Origin of the sequence: Paracoccus sp. KR1-242 (assembly GCF_049446195.1) — a bacterium.
Classification (GTDB): Bacteria; Pseudomonadota; Alphaproteobacteria; order Rhodobacterales; family Rhodobacteraceae; genus Paracoccus; species Paracoccus broussonetiae.
Window position 1 is genome coordinate 32,853 of record NZ_JBMSED010000002.1, and the last position, 17,247, is coordinate 50,099.

At 61.9% G+C, this 17,247-nt stretch carries 13 protein-coding genes; 3 read left to right on the forward strand and 10 right to left on the reverse strand.

Annotation, left to right across the window (positions count from 1 at the left end):
• Positions 1-32: 32 nt before the first annotated feature.
• On the reverse strand, positions 33-797 hold the full coding sequence (locus tag ACO2Q4_RS03720) for a DeoR/GlpR family DNA-binding transcription regulator (protein ID WP_423317355.1): 765 nt from the start codon (positions 795-797) through the stop codon (positions 33-35).
• A 67-nt stretch (positions 798-864) separates the two neighbouring features.
• Between ACO2Q4_RS03720 and ACO2Q4_RS03725 the strand changes: the two genes are divergently transcribed.
• Positions 865-1,464, forward strand: coding sequence for an NUDIX domain-containing protein (locus ACO2Q4_RS03725; protein ID WP_423317357.1), 600 nt, complete (start codon positions 865-867; stop codon positions 1,462-1,464).
• Positions 1,465-1,883: 419 nt separating this feature from the next.
• Here ACO2Q4_RS03725 and ACO2Q4_RS03730 read toward each other — a convergent pair whose 3' ends face one another.
• The 7 genes from ACO2Q4_RS03730 to ACO2Q4_RS03760 form a co-directional block, all read right to left on the reverse strand.
• Positions 1,884-2,045 (reverse strand): type II toxin-antitoxin system PemK/MazF family toxin, encoded by a 162-nt coding sequence (locus tag ACO2Q4_RS03730; RefSeq protein ID WP_423317359.1) that lies wholly within the window; start codon positions 2,043-2,045, stop codon positions 1,884-1,886.
• A 221-nt stretch (positions 2,046-2,266) separates the two neighbouring features.
• Positions 2,267-3,508 carry an aminopeptidase gene (locus ACO2Q4_RS03735; protein ID WP_423317361.1) on the reverse strand — a complete coding sequence of 414 codons (1,242 nt, stop codon included), beginning with the start codon at positions 3,506-3,508 and terminating at the stop codon, positions 2,267-2,269.
• Positions 3,509-3,763: 255 nt separating this feature from the next.
• Positions 3,764-5,416, reverse strand: a complete 1,653-nt coding sequence (locus tag ACO2Q4_RS03740) for a BCCT family transporter (protein WP_395131659.1) — start codon at positions 5,414-5,416, stop codon at positions 3,764-3,766.
• A gap of 194 nt (positions 5,417-5,610) precedes the next feature.
• Positions 5,611-7,677, reverse strand: coding sequence for a TRAP transporter permease (locus ACO2Q4_RS03745; RefSeq protein ID WP_423317363.1), 2,067 nt, complete (start codon positions 7,675-7,677; stop codon positions 5,611-5,613).
• A gap of 83 nt (positions 7,678-7,760) precedes the next feature.
• Complete coding sequence (locus ACO2Q4_RS03750) at positions 7,761-8,762, reverse strand: TAXI family TRAP transporter solute-binding subunit (RefSeq protein ID WP_423317365.1); 1,002 nt, start codon at positions 8,760-8,762, stop codon at positions 7,761-7,763.
• A 220-nt stretch (positions 8,763-8,982) separates the two neighbouring features.
• Positions 8,983-10,335 carry a chloride channel protein gene (locus ACO2Q4_RS03755; RefSeq protein WP_423317366.1) on the reverse strand — a complete coding sequence of 451 codons (1,353 nt, stop codon included), beginning with the start codon at positions 10,333-10,335 and terminating at the stop codon, positions 8,983-8,985.
• A 228-nt stretch (positions 10,336-10,563) separates the two neighbouring features.
• The gene (locus ACO2Q4_RS03760; protein ID WP_423317368.1) at positions 10,564-11,976 is read right to left on the reverse strand and encodes an alanine/glycine:cation symporter family protein; all 1,413 of its coding nucleotides are present in this window, start codon (positions 11,974-11,976) and stop codon (positions 10,564-10,566) included.
• Positions 11,977-12,357: 381 nt separating this feature from the next.
• Here ACO2Q4_RS03760 and ACO2Q4_RS03765 point away from each other — a divergent pair, with 381 nt between their 5' ends.
• Positions 12,358-13,476: a Fic family protein gene (locus ACO2Q4_RS03765; protein WP_423317370.1), complete on the forward strand. Its 1,119-nt coding sequence runs from the start codon at positions 12,358-12,360 to the stop codon at positions 13,474-13,476.
• A 253-nt stretch (positions 13,477-13,729) separates the two neighbouring features.
• On the opposite strand, the gene ACO2Q4_RS03770 is transcribed toward ACO2Q4_RS03765, so the two are convergent.
• Together ACO2Q4_RS03770 and ACO2Q4_RS03775 are read right to left on the reverse strand one after the other, a co-directional pair.
• Positions 13,730-13,927, reverse strand: a complete 198-nt coding sequence (locus ACO2Q4_RS03770) for a hypothetical protein (protein WP_423317372.1) — start codon at positions 13,925-13,927, stop codon at positions 13,730-13,732.
• A 50-nt stretch (positions 13,928-13,977) separates the two neighbouring features.
• Positions 13,978-14,751: a methyltransferase domain-containing protein gene (locus ACO2Q4_RS03775; protein WP_423317374.1), complete on the reverse strand. Its 774-nt coding sequence runs from the start codon at positions 14,749-14,751 to the stop codon at positions 13,978-13,980.
• A gap of 278 nt (positions 14,752-15,029) precedes the next feature.
• Between ACO2Q4_RS03775 and ACO2Q4_RS03780 the strand changes: the two genes are divergently transcribed.
• Positions 15,030-17,138, forward strand: a complete 2,109-nt coding sequence (locus tag ACO2Q4_RS03780) for a TonB-dependent siderophore receptor (protein ID WP_423317376.1) — start codon at positions 15,030-15,032, stop codon at positions 17,136-17,138.
• Positions 17,139-17,247: the final 109 nt, after the last annotated feature.

Below are 17,247 nucleotides of genomic sequence, written 5' to 3' on the forward strand. Positions count from 1 at the left end.
GCGGCGGATCCCGTTCACGAGCCCGCCGGCGGTCACGCATTCTCGTCGGAGTGGATCTCGCACTCAAGATGACCGAACAGTTCCAAAGCTCTCGGCCTGGCTTCTCCGGCAACAACCAATCCATCCACATCTCGCCAGTCACCGACTTTGAACGACGAGACCGCGCCGAACTTTTCCGAAGATGCCAGGATGATCGCGGAACCCGATTTCGCAATGATGGCGCGTTTTACCTCCGCCTCTTCGCTGACACCGGTAGTGATGCCCTGATCTGGATGGAGGCCGGTCGCGCCAATGAAGCAGATGTCGGGGCGATATCGATCCAGCCAAGCTATCGTGGCCGCTCCGCTTGTCACCACAGAGTGTCGAAGAAGCCTGCCGCCGACGATCTCGACATCGAGATTACCGTGATTGAGCAGTTCCATCGCCACGTTTGGGCTATGGGTGATGATTGTTGCGCTCAATTGCGCGGGCAGGCTTCGCGCGAGTTGCAGCGCGGTCGTCCCGCCATCGACAAAGACCACCTGGCCGGGCTCAACCATGGCCGCCGCCCGCTTTCCGATGGCGATTTTTTCCGGTGGGGCGATTCCGATCCTTGCTGCGAACGGGGCATTTGCTTCAGCCACCGGCACTGCGCCACCATGCACGCGCTTCAGGCGGCCATCCCTCGCCAGTTCGCGCAGATCGCGCCTTATCGTGTCCTCTGAAACCTCCAGTTCCCGACTGGCATCTTTGGCCACGATGCTGCCTGCATCGGAAAGGATCGAAAGCAAGCGGGTTTTTCGTTCATGGTTCAGCATTGCACGACATTTCTTGACTCTGCACGTTTTTGCACGATAGTCCTCCCGCAAAGATGGAGCAAGGTGCATGACTGAGCACGAGAACTTTCGGCCGATTTCTGCGGAGGTCTTGTCGAGTGACTGGGGAACTTTGACCAAGTATCGCTACGAACTCCGGCGCAGAAACGGAGCATGGCAGCAGCAAACGCGGGAAGCCTATGACCGCGGAAACGGCGCGACCTGCCTGCTGCACAACCCGGACAGCGGATGCATCCTATTGACCCGCCAGTTCCGCCTGCCGGTGTTCTTGAACGGCGGGCACACTTCACTTGTCGAAACACCTGCCGGACTGCTTGATGGGGAAAATGCCGAAGTGCGGATGCGCGCCGAACTGATCGAGGAAACGGGATATCATATCGACGCGCTGACCCACCTTTATGACATCTACATGAGCCCCGGATCGGTCACCGAGTATCTTGCGTTCTTCACTGGCACATATCGCGCCCATGACAGAAAGACGGAAGGGGGCGGCTCATACGCGGAGGGCGAGGATATCGAGGTGCTCGAAGTCCCGCTTACCGATGCGGCGAAGATGATCGAAAACGGTTACATCCGTGACGCCAAGACGATCATTCTGATCCAGCACCTGATGATAGCAGAGCTTCGAAGGACAAAAGGAGAATGCTGATACTCATATCTGGCCCCTATCGCCCAGGCACGAACGATGATCCGGCAAAGATGGCGGCACATCAGCTTGAGTTAGAATGCATCCTGGCCGCGGACTGTTTCTCACAGCGACGCGTCGGGTCCCGATCGACGTCGTCTTGCGGCTGCCAGGCGAGAGTCGTCGCGCACGGCGATCACATCGAGCAGGCAAAAGCCGCGCGCAGCATCGGCGAAATTTGAATGGCGGCCAGGGACCGGCCACGCGGCCCACTGTTGCTTTATCTTGCCAAGCCGAGAAACAGCGCCAGAAAGCGGCTGACGCCGACCATGGCAAGATCACTCGACATGGCCAAACGAGGGTCCAACATTTCAGTCTTCGCCGTCATGGGCTTGTCCAGCATGTCTGGGGCGGTGCGCGAAGCCTGTTGTCCGGCGATGGCTCTACCGTCGGGCGGAGGAGCGGTCGTCGATCAGAATTGAGGTTAGCGGCAGGATCACCACCGATCCGAGATTATCGAATTGATCCGCCTGGATGATCAGCGCCGGACATGGCTTGCCGTAATCCCCCTGAAGGGCGAGCGTCACAAGATCGCCACCCCTCACTGCCAGTCATCCAGATCATTCAAGGCCGCATCTATGAAGTCCGACAGATCGGTGTCGCCCCGATCCGAGGCGGCGAGTATCTGGCACCCAGATTTGCACAGGGCGACTGCGGCCCGGCGGCATCGGGCAGGTTCGACCCTCGCCTTTGGGCCGTTCGTTTGGTGAACGCTGACGCGACAACCTGGTGATCTCGGTCGGGCCGTTGTCTCGTGCCGGGCGCGTCACCGCGCCCATTCGCCCTTGCGGAAGACCGGCACGCGGGTGCCATCGGCGCGGATGCCGTCGATATCGGTATCCGGCCCGCCGATCATCCAGTCGACATGGATCATCGAACTGTTGCCGCCTTGCGCCGCGATCTGCTCGGGCGAAAGCGAGGCGCCCTCAAGGAAGCACTTGGAATAGCATTGCCCCATCGCGATATGGCAGGCCGCGTTCTCATCGAACAGAGTGTTGTAGAACAGCAGCCCGGTCTGCGAGATCGGCGAGCTATAGGGGACCAGCGCAACTTCTCCCAGACGGCGGCCGCCCTCGTCACTGTCGATCATGTTGAGAAGCACGGTCTCGCCCTTGCTGGAGCGCGCCTCGACGGCGCGGCCGTTCTCGAAGCGCATCTCGATATCCTCGATCAGCGCGCCGTTATAGGACAAGGGCTTGGTTGCCCGCACGGTGCCACTGACGCGATGGGCATGCGGCGTGGTGAAGACCTCTTCGGTCGGGATATTCGGGTTGCAGGTGACGCCGTTCTGCGCGACCGAGGCGCCGCCATGCCATTCATGGCCATCGGCCAGCCCGACCGTCAGGTCGGTGCCCGGCCCGGTGAAATGCAGCGCGTCGAAGCGTTCGTCGTTCAGCCAGGCCGAGCGCGCCCGCAAGGCCGCGTTATGCTCTGTCCAGGCCGCGACCGGATCGTCATTCGTCACGCGCGAGGCCGCGAAGATCGCCTCGGCCAGCTTCAGCACGGCCTCATCTTCGGGCAGGTCGGGAAAGACCTGCCGGGCCCAGCCGACCGTGGGATAGGCGGCAATGGTCCAGTTGATCGCGAAATTCGTGATCTTCTCAAGCGCCGGCCTGTAGGCCAGCGAATTGGCCTTGTTGGCGCGCGAGACCTTGGCCGGATCTTCGGCGGCAAGCGCCATCGGATCGGCGCCGGCGATCGCCATGCGCGCCGCGCCGCCCTCGAAAGCCTGCGCCATGCCGCGGTAAAGCCAGTCCGGCGCGCGCTCGAAGCTTGCATCCTGACCATGCCGGAAACGGGCGCGGGCAATGTCGTCATCCGACAAAAGCGGCGTCACGAGACCGGCCCCCGCACGATAGGCGCTCGCAGCGATCTCGCGGACCAGGGGCAGCGCCTCGACCGGCGCGGTCAGGACCAAATCCTGGCCCGGCTGCAGATTGAGGCCGACCCGCACCGCGACATCGGCAAGCCGGGCAAGAAGGACGGGATCGGGTGTGCGGGCAGTCATGGTGGCTCCTTGGATAGGCTGCCCGTGCTGGTCGGGCTGACTTGGCAGCCTGCCGATAACCACGGAGAGATCAAGAGCGACGTCCTGCGGGCTATCCCCCCTCCGGAGGTGCGAGGCGGTCTCAGGGGGAATGGGCATGAACCACGGCGCCGAGGTGAGGCGCCCCGCTGCCAAGTCGATATTCGCCGACGGCATCAGACGATGAACGGCCCGGGGCACGGGCAAGCTGCAATCGGCCCATGGTCCGGCAAGCGACTATCGCGGCTCTGCCATCAGGCCCTTGACCAGTGCGACACAGGCCACAAGCAGGACGATGGCGAAGGGAAAGCCGGTGGACACGGCCATGGCCTGAAGCGCGGTCAATCCGCCGCCCAGCAGCAGCGCAATGGCGACCAGCCCCTCGAACGTGGCCCAGAAGACCCGTTGGGGGATGGGCGCGTTCAGCTTGCCCCCCGCGCTGATCGTGTCGATCACCAACGATCCCGAATCCGAGGAAGTGACGAAGAACACGATTACCAGCACGATCCCGATCAGCGAGGTGATCTCGGTGATCGGCAGATGGGCCAGCATCTCGAACAGCTTCAGTTCAAGCGCCGCGTCCTGCACCGATGTCAGCCCCTGTTTGACGACCTGGCTGATCGCGGTACCGCCAAAGGCCGTCATCCAGATGGTCGAGACGATCGACGGGATCAGCAGAACGGCGATCAGGAATTCGCGCACGGTTCGGCCCCGGCTGACACGCGCGATGAACATGCCGACAAAGGGCGACCAGCTGATCCACCAGGCCCAATAAAATGCGGTCCAGCCATGGCGAAAATTGTCGTCATCCCGACCGAAGGGGTTCGACAGGGCCGGCAGGTATTCCGCATAGGCCAGCAGGTTCTTGAAAAAGCCGGTGACGATCTGCGTCGTCGGCCCGACCGCAACGACGAAAAGCAGCAGCAGGACGGCCAGTCCCATGTTGATCTCGGACAAAAGCTTCACGCCCTTGTCCATGCCCGCGACAACGGATGCGGTGGCAATCCCGGTAATGACGATGATCAGGAAAATCATCGCACCCGTCGTGTCGGGCAGATCGAACAGGAAATGCAGCCCGGCACTTGCCTGCTGCGCCCCGAAGCCCAGCGACGTGGAAAGTCCGAAGATCGTCGCAAAGACCGCAAGAATGTCGATGATATGGCCCGGCCAGCCCCATACCCGCTCTCCGAAGATCGGGTAGAAGACCGAGCGCAGGGTCAGCGGCAATCGTTTGTTGAACGCGAACAAAGCAAGCGAAAGCGCCACGATGGCGTAGATCGCCCAAGGGTGCAGCGCCCAGTGAAAGATCGTCGCGGCCATGGCAAGACGCCGTGCGCCCTCGGCGTTGCCGGAAGCCCCGTCCAGCGGCGCCCAGTCGGTGCGGATGCCGTCGGGTCCGAAGACCGGTCCGCCGAAGGCCGCGGTGTAGTTGCCCATCGGCTCGGCCACGCCATAGAACATCAGGCCGATGCCCATGCCGGCCGCGAACAGCATCGAGAACCAGGACAGATAGCTGTAATCCGGCGTCGCATCCGGCCCGCCCAGACGGATGCGCCCCAGCGGCAGAATGACCAGCGCCAGGCAAAGCAACACGAAGATATTCGCCGTGATCATGAAGAACCAGTCGAGCCTGGAGGTCATGAAATCGCGCAGCCCTTCGAAAAGGGGGTCAAGCGTGTTCTGGAACATCAGGGTCAACAGCGTGAACGCAACCACGCCGATTGCCGAGACGCTGAAGACGACGTTGTGGATGTCCAGCTCGAACACGAAGCGGCGTCGGTAATTGATATTGTCCTGACCGATTTCATAGCCGGTCGAGATGATCTGGGTCGCCCCTTCCGGGGCGGGAATGCCATCGGCTGAGACCGGATTGCCGGGCGGCTCGGACATCTTGGTCAACACTCCATTACTGAGCTGTATCCAGACGTTGCGGATCACGCAGCCGCATCCGCCTTCCATCCTAGCTTGCGGAATGAGGCGAGGCGAGAAAAAGAAACGCCACCGACGACGCCGATCCACGCGATGGCTGACGCGCTTTCAAAAGCCGCGCCGGTCAGACCGCAGGCCCTGCCAGCGGCGCGAAATCACCGCCCGTGCACCGGCTTCGGATCCGAATTCACCGCCAGATATTGCCTGAGCGCGATCACCCCCAGCACCGCCGCCCCGATGAGGGTCGAGATGAGTTCGGGCGCGATCATCAGCAGCGAAGATATCGGCAGAAACACCCGTTCAGGCAGGGTCAGGGGCTTCATCAGCCAGTTCGTGATCGCGGCCGACAGGGCCACGATTCCCAGAACCGATCCGGCAAAGGCCAGCAGGAAATCGGGCAGCGTAAATCCTTGCGTCACCAACAGAAGCGAGGGCGAAAAGACAAAGACGAAGGGCACCAGCGCCTTTCCCATCGACAGCCGGAACGCTGTGTTTCCGGCCTTGAATCCATTGGCGCCGGCAATTCCCGCACCCGCATAGGCGGCCAGAGCGACTGGCGGGGTCACATCGGCCAGAACGCCAAAGTAGAAGACGAAGAAATGCGCGACCAGCGGCTCGACATTCATCATTCCAAGGACCGGCGCGGCCACGGCAACCATGATGATGTAATTTGCGGTCGTCGGCACTCCGCACCCCATCAGGACGCAGACCACCGCCGTCATCAGAAGTGTGAACAGCAATGTCAGGGTCTGCACGCTGAAGATTTCGAACGGCAGGACGGCAAGGACGCCGTGGAACGAAATCGCCCAGCCCTGCGCCAGGCTTGTGACCATGAAGGCGATCTTGAACCCGATCCCGGTCAAAGTGACAATCCCGATCACCACCCCGACCAGAGCGGCCGCGGCCGTTACAGCCAACGACTGCCGGGCCCCGGCGACGAAACCTTCATAAATGCCTTCCGCGGTTTCCCGGATGCCACCTGTCAGGCCTGCCGCCATGACTCGCTGGACAAGATAGACGAACATACAGGCCGTGATCGCCCAGAAGGCGGAAAGGAATGGCGTGCGACCCGACATCAACATCCAGACCAGCAGGACAAGCGGCAAGACCGACAGCCACCCCTCGCGCAGGACGGTGCCCGCCTTGGGCAATTCCTCGCGTCGCAATCCACGAATCCCCAGGCGCTTCGCCTCCAAATGCACCTGAACCAGCACGCCGAAGAAGTGCATGAATGCCGGAACGATCGCGGCGATCAGGATGGTGCGAAGCGGAATGCCAAGATACTCGACCATCAGGAAGGCAACCGCCCCCATGACCGGAGGCGTGATCTGCCCCCCTGTCGAGGAAGCGGCCTCGACCGCGGCGGCGAAATGGCGTTTGAACCCGATCCTGATCATCGCGGGGATGGTCAGGGCGCCGGTTGTGACGGTGTTGGCGATGGACGAACCCGAGATGGTGCCCAGCATCGCAGAGGACACCACCGACACTTTCGCCGGGCCTCCGGCGAAACGTCCGGTCAGCGCCGTCGCCAGGTCGATGAACAACTGGCCCAGGCCGATCTTCTGCGCCATCACACCGAACAGGACGAAGTGGAACACATAGGTCGCGATCACGCCAAGCGCCGTGCCGTATATCCCTTGCGAGGTCAGGTACAGGTGGTTGATGATCGTCGCCCAATCGGCCCCCGGATGGACCAGAATCCCTGGCATGGACCGCCCGAAATAGGCATAGGCGATGAACAAAAGCGCGATGACCGGCAAGGGCCAGCCCATCGACCGGCGCACCGCTTCCAGCAGTGCCAGCAAAAGCACGGTTCCCATCACGATATCGATGGGAAGCGGGTTGCCGACGCGGAAAGCCAGCTGGTCATAGATCCAAGGCACATAGAAGGCGCTGACCGCCCCGCCGATGGCCAACACCCAATCCGTGACGGGCACGCCATAGATTGCGAAACCGTCGGTCTTGTGGCGGTTGCCCGCGCGCGAAGAAAAGCTGAGATAGACGATGAACAGCGAGACGCCCATGTGCAATCCGCGATGGGTCGTCGCGCGCGGAATGCCAAAGCCTGCGGTGTAGAAGTGATAGACCGACAGCAGGAAAAGGATCACGCCGGACAGGATCGCGACGGGCCGGGTCACGGTGCGAAAGCGCGCCTCGGGGTCGTATTCCTCTTCGAGCGCGCGAAGCTCGTCATCGGAAAGCTGGCGTGGATTATCGGTCATGGTTGTTTCCTGCGCATCTGGCCGAGGTCCCGGGACGCGGACCGAAACTCCGCCCGCGTCCTGTCGTCAGGTTGCCAATGGGGTCACTGGATCTTGCCGGCTTCCTTGTAGAAACGCTCGGCACCCGGATGGAAGGGGATGCCCGCCCCCTGGGTGGCGTTGTCCAGGGTGATCAGCTTGCCCTTGGCATGGCCGACGGCAAACAGCTTCTGGGTGTTCTCGTTGTAAAGCGCCTGCGTGATGCCGTGGATCAGCTCTTCGGGCTGGTCGGCGCTGGTGACCAGCTGCGCGCCCACCGAAATCGTCGTTACATCGGCATCCTGCCCCTCATAGGTTCCGGCCGGAACCGTGTCGCTTGCAAAGAAGGTATAGGTCTCGCGAAGCTTGTCCACTTCCGGTCCCGTGATCGGCACCAGTGCGACATCATGCTGGCTGGCCAGTTCCGCGATGGCCCCTGCAGGATATCCGCCGACAAAGAAGAACGCATCCATCGCGCCGTCCCGCATCCTGTCCGCTGCCTGATCCGGCTTCAGATATTCCGGCGAGATATCGGCTTCGGACAGACCGAAGGCTTCAAGGATGATCTTTGCGTCAACAAGCGTTCCCGACCCCGGCTCGTCCAGCGACACTTTCTTGCCTTTCAGATCCGTCACCGACGCGATGCCAGCATCGGCACGCGCCACAAGATGGATGCTTTCGGGATAGAGGTTCGCAATCAGGCGCAATTTTTCCACCGCGGGCTGTCCGTCCCACAACCCGGTGCCGGTCTGCGCCCAATAGGCCACGTCGGATTGGCTGAACCCGGCCTCCATTGCGCCGCCCTTGATGGCGTTGACGTTGCCCACCGACCCGTTCGAGGCCACCGCCGTCGCGACCAGGCCGGGCACACCGCAGGAGCCGCCATCCTCGCAGGGGCGCGATCCCGCGGCGTTCGAGATCGAATTCGCGATCAGCCCGCCGATCGGGTAATAGGTGCCTGCCGTGCCGCCGGTTCCGATACGGAAGAACGACATTTCTTGTGCGGCGGCCGCGTGGCCCACAAGGGCCGCAATGGCAAATGCTGGAACCAATGACCTGAATTTCATGTGCTTACCCCCTGCTTTTTCACAATCGCAGGGTGAGCGTAGCCCGAGGTCTTTGCGCAAAACAACCTTTGCCAAGTGGATAGGCACCATTCGGGCGATAACCTTGGGCGTTCTTCCGCACGCGTTTCGCGCAAAAGCAACGTCGCCATTGCGGGCCGGGCCGCAGCGCAGGATGAACTCGCGAACGGCAATGACTTGGTCCTTCAGCGGCGCAGACGGGTCAGACCTGGGGCCCGCCATGCGCGCTGTCGGCCGCGCGCATCCGGCGCAGCCGCAGGGCATCCGCCAGCCAAAGGCGGGCAAGCCCGTGATAAAGGGGCTCGGGCGACAGCAGCCGCGACACGCCATAGCCCAGCATGGCAGCGGCCATGACCGGCAGGGCATGACCCTGTGTGGCCGTCATCTCCATCACGATGACGAAGGCGGTCATCGGCGATTGCACCACTCCGGCGAAATAACTGGCCATGCCCAGAACCGCAGCCAGGCCCAGCGACGAACCAAACAGGCTGCCCACCACATGACCCATGCCGGCCCCAACCGAAAGAGACGGAGCGAACAACCCTCCGGGTATTCCCGAAACGGTTGATGCCAGCGTGGCCAGCAGCTTTGCAAGGAAGAAGCCCGGAGCCAGCGGTTGCCCCTCGACGGCGCTGCGCGCTTCGGCATAGCTGGTCCCGAAGGTGGCGCCGTTGCTCAGCAGGCCCAATACCGCGACCGCAAGTCCCGCGCCACCGGCCACCATCACCAGTTTCCATATGCCACGCGCAGGTTTCCATCTGCGAATGCGCCGCGTCAGCCACAGGGCCGATTTGCTGAACGCGGCACCCAACACCCCGCCCAGCAGGCCAACGACGCCGACCAGCCACCAGTCCCGCGGAAAGTCGGGCACCACCTTCGGCGTACCGAAATAGGTATAGCTGCCCGAAATGGCCAAGGCGGAAATCCCCGCGATCACCACGGTCGACAGGACGACGCCGTTGGTCCGTGCCTGATAGCTGCGGCCCATTTCCTCGATGGCGAACACGATGCCCGCCAAAGGCGTGTTGAACGCCGCTGCAATGCCCGCAGCAGAGCCTGCGAGGATCAATCCCCTTGCGTGCTGAAGCTTTCCCAGATGCGCGCTGGCGAGCATGATGGCCGCACCGATCTGGACGGTCGGCCCCTCACGCCCGATGGAAGCGCCGAACAGCAACCCCCAAAGAGTCAGCAGGATCTTGCCGGCGGCGATCCTGAGGGTGAGGTACAGGCCCCGGTCGTCCCCCTCAAGCTCTCGTGCGGCCATGGCCTGGGGAATGCCACTGCCCTGTGCGCCGGGGAAATACTTCTGAGCCACCCATGCCGAAAAACAAAAGGCCAAAGGCAGAACCAGGATCAGCCAGGGCGATGTGCCCTGTGCCGAAACATTCCGGAACGTCTCGCCTGCAAGATCGGCCAGCTTGGCAAAGGCCGTGCTGACAAGGCCAACCGTCAGCGCGCCAAGCCAGAAGACCGCACGCGCGCGCCAATGCCTTCGACGTGTGATCAAAGCGCGCGAGCGCCGAAGCAGCGGTGAGTTGTAGCGGATGCCGGGCATTGCGGGCTCGATCGGTTCAGGCCTGGAACCTGCAAGTCTCATGGTTCTGGCTGCGAAACAACCCTTTGCCAAGGCAGCGCAACAAATGGGGACGATCCCCATTGCCCCGTCGGCTGGATCAGGCAGCGGACGAACTGCCTTTGGCCAGCCCGACGCGATCTGATGATCGGCGGTCAGCATCAGATCATGATCCACTGTGGTGCCGAACCGGATGTCGGCTTCACATGATCAGCGCCAGATCTCGGGATCGACCCCTTTCGCAATGTCGGGATGCTGAGACAAGTGGAAGGTCGGCATCTTGCCGGCCTTTCTTTGTGCAAGGAAGTCGCGCGTCAACTTGGCGACCGTGCCGGATAGTGCGACGATGGCAACCAGGTTGATCGTGGCCATTAGCCCCATCGAGGCGTCCGCCAGGTTGAAGACCGTGGCTACGCTTTGGATCGCGCCCCAGATCACCATCGCCACGGCCGCGATGCGCAGCACCGTCAGCCCCGCCTTGCTACCGAACCCCAAATAGGAAAAGGCGTTTTCCGCATAGGCATAGTTGCCGATGATGGAGGTGAAGGCGAAGAAGAAGATCGCCACCGCCACGAAGACGCCGCCCGCATAACCGAAGTGATGCACCAGCGCGTTCTGGGTCAGCACGGTGCCCGTCACGCCGCTGCCCGGCTCCATTACGCCCGACAGGATGATCATGACAGCGGTCGCCGTGCAGACCAGAATGGTGTCGATGAACACCCCCAGCGCCTGCACGAAACCTTGGCTGGATGGGTGATGCGGGTCGGGGGTCGCGACCGCCGCGATGTTCGGAGCCGAGCCCATCCCGGCCTCGTTCGAGAAAAGGCCGCGCTTGATGCCGTTCATCGCCGCCGCCGTGATCGAACCCGCGACGCCGCCTGCCGCCTCGGTCAGCCCAAAGGCGCCGCCGATGATTTCCCACAGCGCGCCGGGCACGGCGGTCAGGTTCATCAGAACGACGATTATTGCCGTCAGAAGATAAGTGCCCGCCATGAAAGGCACCACGATTTCCGCCACACGGGCGACCTGAGGGATGCCGCCGAAGATGATCGCGGCCGTGAGTGCCGCCGTGGCCAGCCCGACCACCCATTTCGGAATCCCGAACGCGCCATTGACCGCCTCGGCGATGGAATTCGCCTGAACCGAGTTGAAGACCAACCCGAACGCCAAGATCAGCGCGACGGCAAAAACCGTGCCCAGCCAGGGCAGGCCCAGCCCCTTTGAGATGTAATAGGCGGGCCCGCCGCGATACATGCCGCCTTCGCCATGAACCTTGTAAAGCTGCGCGAGCGCGCTTTCGGAATAAGCCGTCGCCATGCCGACCAGCGCCACCATCCACATCCAGAAGACCGCACCGGCTCCGCCCAGATAGATCGCCACCGCGACCCCGGCGATATTGCCGGTGCCGACGCGCGAAGCCAGACTGACCGTCAGCGCCTGAAGCGGCGTGATGCCATTCTCGTCCGTACTGCCAGAGCCAATGACGCAGCGGAACAGTTCCGGGAAATGGCGGAACTGGAGAAAGCCGAGCCGGATGGTGAAATACAGCCCGACCGCAAGCAAGCCATAGATCAGGATGTAGTTCCAGAAGATCAGGTTCAGGAAGTCGATCATGGCACTCATGCGGGCGCTCCAGTCTTTGTTGCGGCTTGAACGTCAGATAAAGGTCAGTTTGAGCGGGATGCGGATTCCGGACAGAACAAGGCGCAATGTACAAAAACGCGCGCCTTCAGGCCTGCAATGCCAAGGATCGGCGGTCCCGGGCAGGTTGCACCATGTTCGTCCAACTGTCATCCCATGCGACGGTCATCGCCGCTTGGGTGACTTCGCCCCCAGCGCCTGGACCACCCATTGTCCACCGCCAATCCTGGAACCGGAAGGCAAGGTCTAACGCCCCGATCAGCCAGTTCCTTTCGGATTTTGAGCACTGCTGAGGCATAGATCATCGTTCCATAGATCAAGTTAAGTTGCTATTTTGAGTTATAGGAAAGGTGTCTATAACTCATGCATTGGAACTGGACGCACGCCGACTGGCCAACATTCCGCTATGACAGAAGCGCCATCGAAGCGCTTGAACGGCGGTTCCTGCTGTCGTCCGGCGAGATCCTTGGAGCGGTCCGCCATGTATCGGGCGAGGATCGCGACCAGCTGCGCATCGAGCTTCTGAGCGAGGAGGCGATGCGCTCAAGCGCGATCGAAGGCGAGGTGCTGGATCGTTCCAGCGTCCAGTCCTCATTGCGGCGACAGTTCGGTTTGGCCACCGACAGCGCGCCAACAAGGCCTCGCGAACAGGGCATCGCCGAAATGATGGCCGATGTCTATTCAGACTTTGACGCTCCCATCTCTCAGGACACCCTTTGCCGCTGGCACCGCATGCTCCTGTCCCATGATCGGGGTCTTGAGACGATTGGCGCCTACCGCCGGCACGACGATGCGATGCAGATCGTGTCTGGACGGGCCGAACGTCCAACCGTGCATTTCGAAGCGCCGCCATCCGCTAAGGTGCCGGGGGAAATGAAGATCTTCGTTGACTGGTTCAACCGAACCGCACCCGACAGAGCCACGCCTTTGCCCGCATTGACACGTGCGGCATTGGGCCACTTGTGGTTCGAGAGCATCCACCCTTTCGAGGACGGCAATGGCCGTCTCGGGCGCGCGCTGGCCGAGAAATCCCTGGCCCAGAACATCGGTCAGCCCAGCCTGATCGCCCTCGCCTACACGATCGAGCACGATCGCAAGCGCTATTACGATCGCCTTGAAACAAACCAGAAGACGCTTGACGTCACCGACTGGCTGCTTTGGTTCGGCGAAACCGTCATCAGTGCCCAGAAGGTGACGCTGGAGCGTGTCGCCTTCTTCATCGCCAAGGCCAGGTTCTACGACGTTTATCGCGACCGCTTGAATCCACGTCAGGCCAAGGTTGTCGAACGGATGTTCCGCGAAGGTCCTGCCGGGTTCAAAGGGGGGCTAAGCGCCGAGAACTTCATCGCAATCACCAGCACATCGCGTGCTACCACCACGCGGGATCTGCAAAACCTTGTGGAGATGGGCGCAATGACCCGGTCAGGCGAGCGCAGGCATACGCGCTATTGGCTGAACCTGCCGGGTTCTGGCGAAAAGTAGAAAGGGCCAGGCGGCCTTTCACAGCCCCTGCTTCGAAATCGCCGTATTCGGAACATCGGCCACAATCCGAAGAATGCGCCCCGGATCGTCTGGCACGTTGTTGGCGACAAGGAGCGGCTTGGCGCGGCGGGGCCGCGGCCCAGACCCTCTCACCCCAGATACGCGTCCACGATGAGTGTCGCGCGATCTGTGCGCGCGATGTCTATCTCCACGCCATAGACGCGGCCGGTCGCGGCGTCGTGAAGCACGGCCTCTAGAACATCCGGCCTCCGCCAAGAATGACCTTTTTCGCGCCATGCGGAACCTCCACCGTCCGTCCGGCAAGGTCGGTCACGGTGATTGTCTCTGCGGCAGCGCCCTGTCCCCAGGACAGGGCTGCGATCCCGATCACGGCGGCCAGGCTTTTCACCAGCGTCGCAGGTCGTTCCCGCAGCAGTGTGCGCAAGGTCATCCATTCCTCCATCTGCCGCCGGCTTGCGGTCGGCTCGTCAGGTCAATGTTTCATGGCTTGCTTGCGCGGATCGCGTAGCGGTCCTGGCTTGCTCTTTCTATGCGTTGGACAAATGGCATATGCGCGGCTTGCGCCTTGCGAATGGCCGCGTGGTCACGATCAATGACCACGTCGACAAAACCGGTCCCAATCAAGAGATCCCGAATTTCCTCTGCACGCGCCCCTTCGGAAAAATGCACCCTGCTGACGATGGCGTCGTGGATGGTCCGGTCTCGTCCTGGCAGGGCCGCGGAAGGTTTGATCCGGCGCAGCAGCGCGGCCATCCGACGCAGGGCAATGGATCGTGCCCCGCGCGCCGAGCTGTCCACGTCCACGATCAGCAGCCGCCCACCCTGTTTCAGAACGCGGAACCAGTCGGCAAACGCCAAGGCCGGATCAGGCAAGGTCCAGACGAGATGCCGCGTCATGATCGCATCGAATGCTTGTTCGGGCATCATCGTGCGCTCTGCATCCGCTTCAAGAAACCGGATCGGCAAGGCCAGGTCCTGGGTCTTTTGGCGGGCGCGTTCAAGCATTGGTCCGGCGAAATCGATCCCGGTCACATCATAGCCCATCTCTGAAAGAAGGCGTGAAATGACCCCGGTGCCGCTTGCAAGGTCAAGCGCCTTGCGACCCTCTCCTCGTCCCAGATGTTTGTGAATGAGCGTGTGCCACGCTGCCCGCTCGTCATCAGAGAAAATCTCGTGCCCCGGCGAGAGGTCAAAGGTCGGTGCGCGCGAAGACCAGTACTCTCTGATCTCGTCCTTGAGCGTCCAGTTCTGCAAGGATCGCCCTCCCCAAGGCTTTCCAAAATTCCGATTTTTTTGTCTGTTACTTCACGTTGCCGGGGCGAAAAAGTTTGTTTTGTCCCATCCGCGGATGCGTGCACAAAAATCCTCTGACGCTGGACACTGCTGAGACTCTGGCTGCGAAGATGGGCGACGCCGATGCGCAAGCGCAATTGTATCGCATTTGCCACGCGGCGCCCGTTTACTGTCCTTACCAGCTTGACAAAAACTAGTGTTTTACTCAGGAACTTTTCCCTAATTTAGGAGAAGGACCGATGTCGGTGAATTATTGTTTGCGGGCGCTCGCCAGCACGAGCGTATTGGCGTTGTCGGCAAACCTGTCGGTTGCTCAGGACGCGCAGGTATCTCAATCGGAACCGGTCGTTACTCTTGACGCGGTCGTCCTTACCGCGACCACGGATACCCAAGCTGCCGCTGATGGTTACGTCGCGACCTACAGCCAGATTGCGACCAAATCCGATGTCCCGATCGCCGAAACGCAGCAGTCGATCTCGGTCGTGACCAATCAGCAGATCCGCGACCAGGGCGCTGAGAATCTCGGGCAGGCGCTAGGCTATACTGCGGGTGTTCTGGCAGAGCCGTTTGGCAAGGATCCCCGCTTCGACACTCCCTATGTCCGGGGCTTCAGGGCCGAAGACGCGCAATACGTCAACGGTCTGCGTCAGGGTCGCTATTTCGGTGCGATCGGGCAGGAAATCTACGGCATCCAGCAGATCGAAGTGCTGCGCGGGCCGTCATCCTCGCTCTATGGCGCGGGTTCGCCCCTTGGCGTCATCAACATGGTTCAGAAACGCGCCCAGTCCTATGACTTTGGCGAAGTCGGCGTCGGCTACGACAGCAACAACAGCAGCCAGCTGTTCTTCGACGTGAACCGTGCGCCAAGCGCCGATCTGGCGTGGCGCATCACCGGCATCGGTCGCGATGACCAAACGCAGATCGAGGACCTGACCGACAAGGGCGGCTATCTGGCGGGTGCCTTGCGCTGGACCCCGGACGATGCGACCACGATCGACTTCCTGGCCACCTATACCAAGGATGCGCCAATGCCGCCGACGGGCGTGCCCTTTGCGCTGACCGGCACAGGCCATGACGAATATCTGCGCGAACTTTATACCGGGCAGAAGGACTGGGACGACAGCAACCGCAAAGCCTATAGCTTCGGTGTCGAGATCAGCCACGAATTCGACAATGGCTGGACGCTGAACCAGGGCTTTCGCTACGAAAGTCTCGACTGGGATTATCGCACCACCTATGCGTCCGCGGTAACAGGCCCGACCACCTTCAGCCGCGGTTCGAGCGAGCAGCTGGAGAACAGCGACACAGTCAGCATCGACACCCGCCTGAACGGCGAAGTCGTGACCGGCCAGGCGACGCACAAGCTGCTCTTCGGCGTGGACGTCCGCAAATATGATGCCCATGAAAGCAGCCAGTTTTTCACGGCCGCCGATCTCGACTGGCAGGATCCCGATTACTACATCGACGCGCGGACGCCCTACGGCCCCCCGAACGCGGGACCGTCTTTGCTGCGTCAGGCGGGCATCTATGCGCAGGACGAAATCGAATACGGCAACTGGCGCGGCTCGTTTGGCCTGCGCTACGATTGGGTCGAGCAGACGGGCGAACGCTATGGCACCGTCTCGGAGTACAAGGAAAACAAGGTCACCGGCCGCGCCGGTCTGGCCTATGTCTTTGACAACGGCGCCGTCCCCTATATCACCTATTCGACCTCGTTCGATCCGCAGGCCGGTGTCGATCTCGACAACAACGTGCTGCGCCCGACCGAGGGCAAGCAATGGGAAGCTGGCGTCAAGTATCAGCCGCAATCCTTCGAGGGCCTGATCACGCTGGCGGTCTATGACCTGCGCCAGACCAACGTGAACCGCGCCGTCCAGCGGCCCGACGGCCCCGGCAGTGGCATCCGCCAGATCGGAGAGGTCCGCTCGCAAGGGATCGAGCTGGAGGCGACGGCCGAAATCGCCGAGGGCTGGAAGCTGCGCGGCGGCTATGCCTACAACAAGACCGAGCAGATGGCTCCGGACGGCGATCCGGTGAACGGCAAGGAACTGCCCGACGCGCCGAATCATCTGGCCAGCCTTTGGGTGGATCGCGACTTCGGCAACGGTTTGCGCGCCGGCGGTGGCATCCGCTATATCGGCTCGCGCTTCAAGGACGCGACGAACAGCGCCGAGCTTGACGACGTGACGCTGGTCGATCTGGGCGGCAGCTACACCTGGAACAGTATTGAGACCTCGATCAATGTCACCAACCTGACCGACGAGGTCTATGTGGGTGCCTGCGGATTCTCGTATTGCGCCTATGGCGAAGGCCGTACCATCACGGCGAAGGTCGCCTACAAGTTCTGAGGCGCGCACCTTATGCAGGCGGGGGGCGCCCAAAGGCGCCCCTGCCAATCCAGCTGCCCTGACACAACCTGAAGCACGCTGGTCGTTGAGGATATCTCAGGCCGGGTTA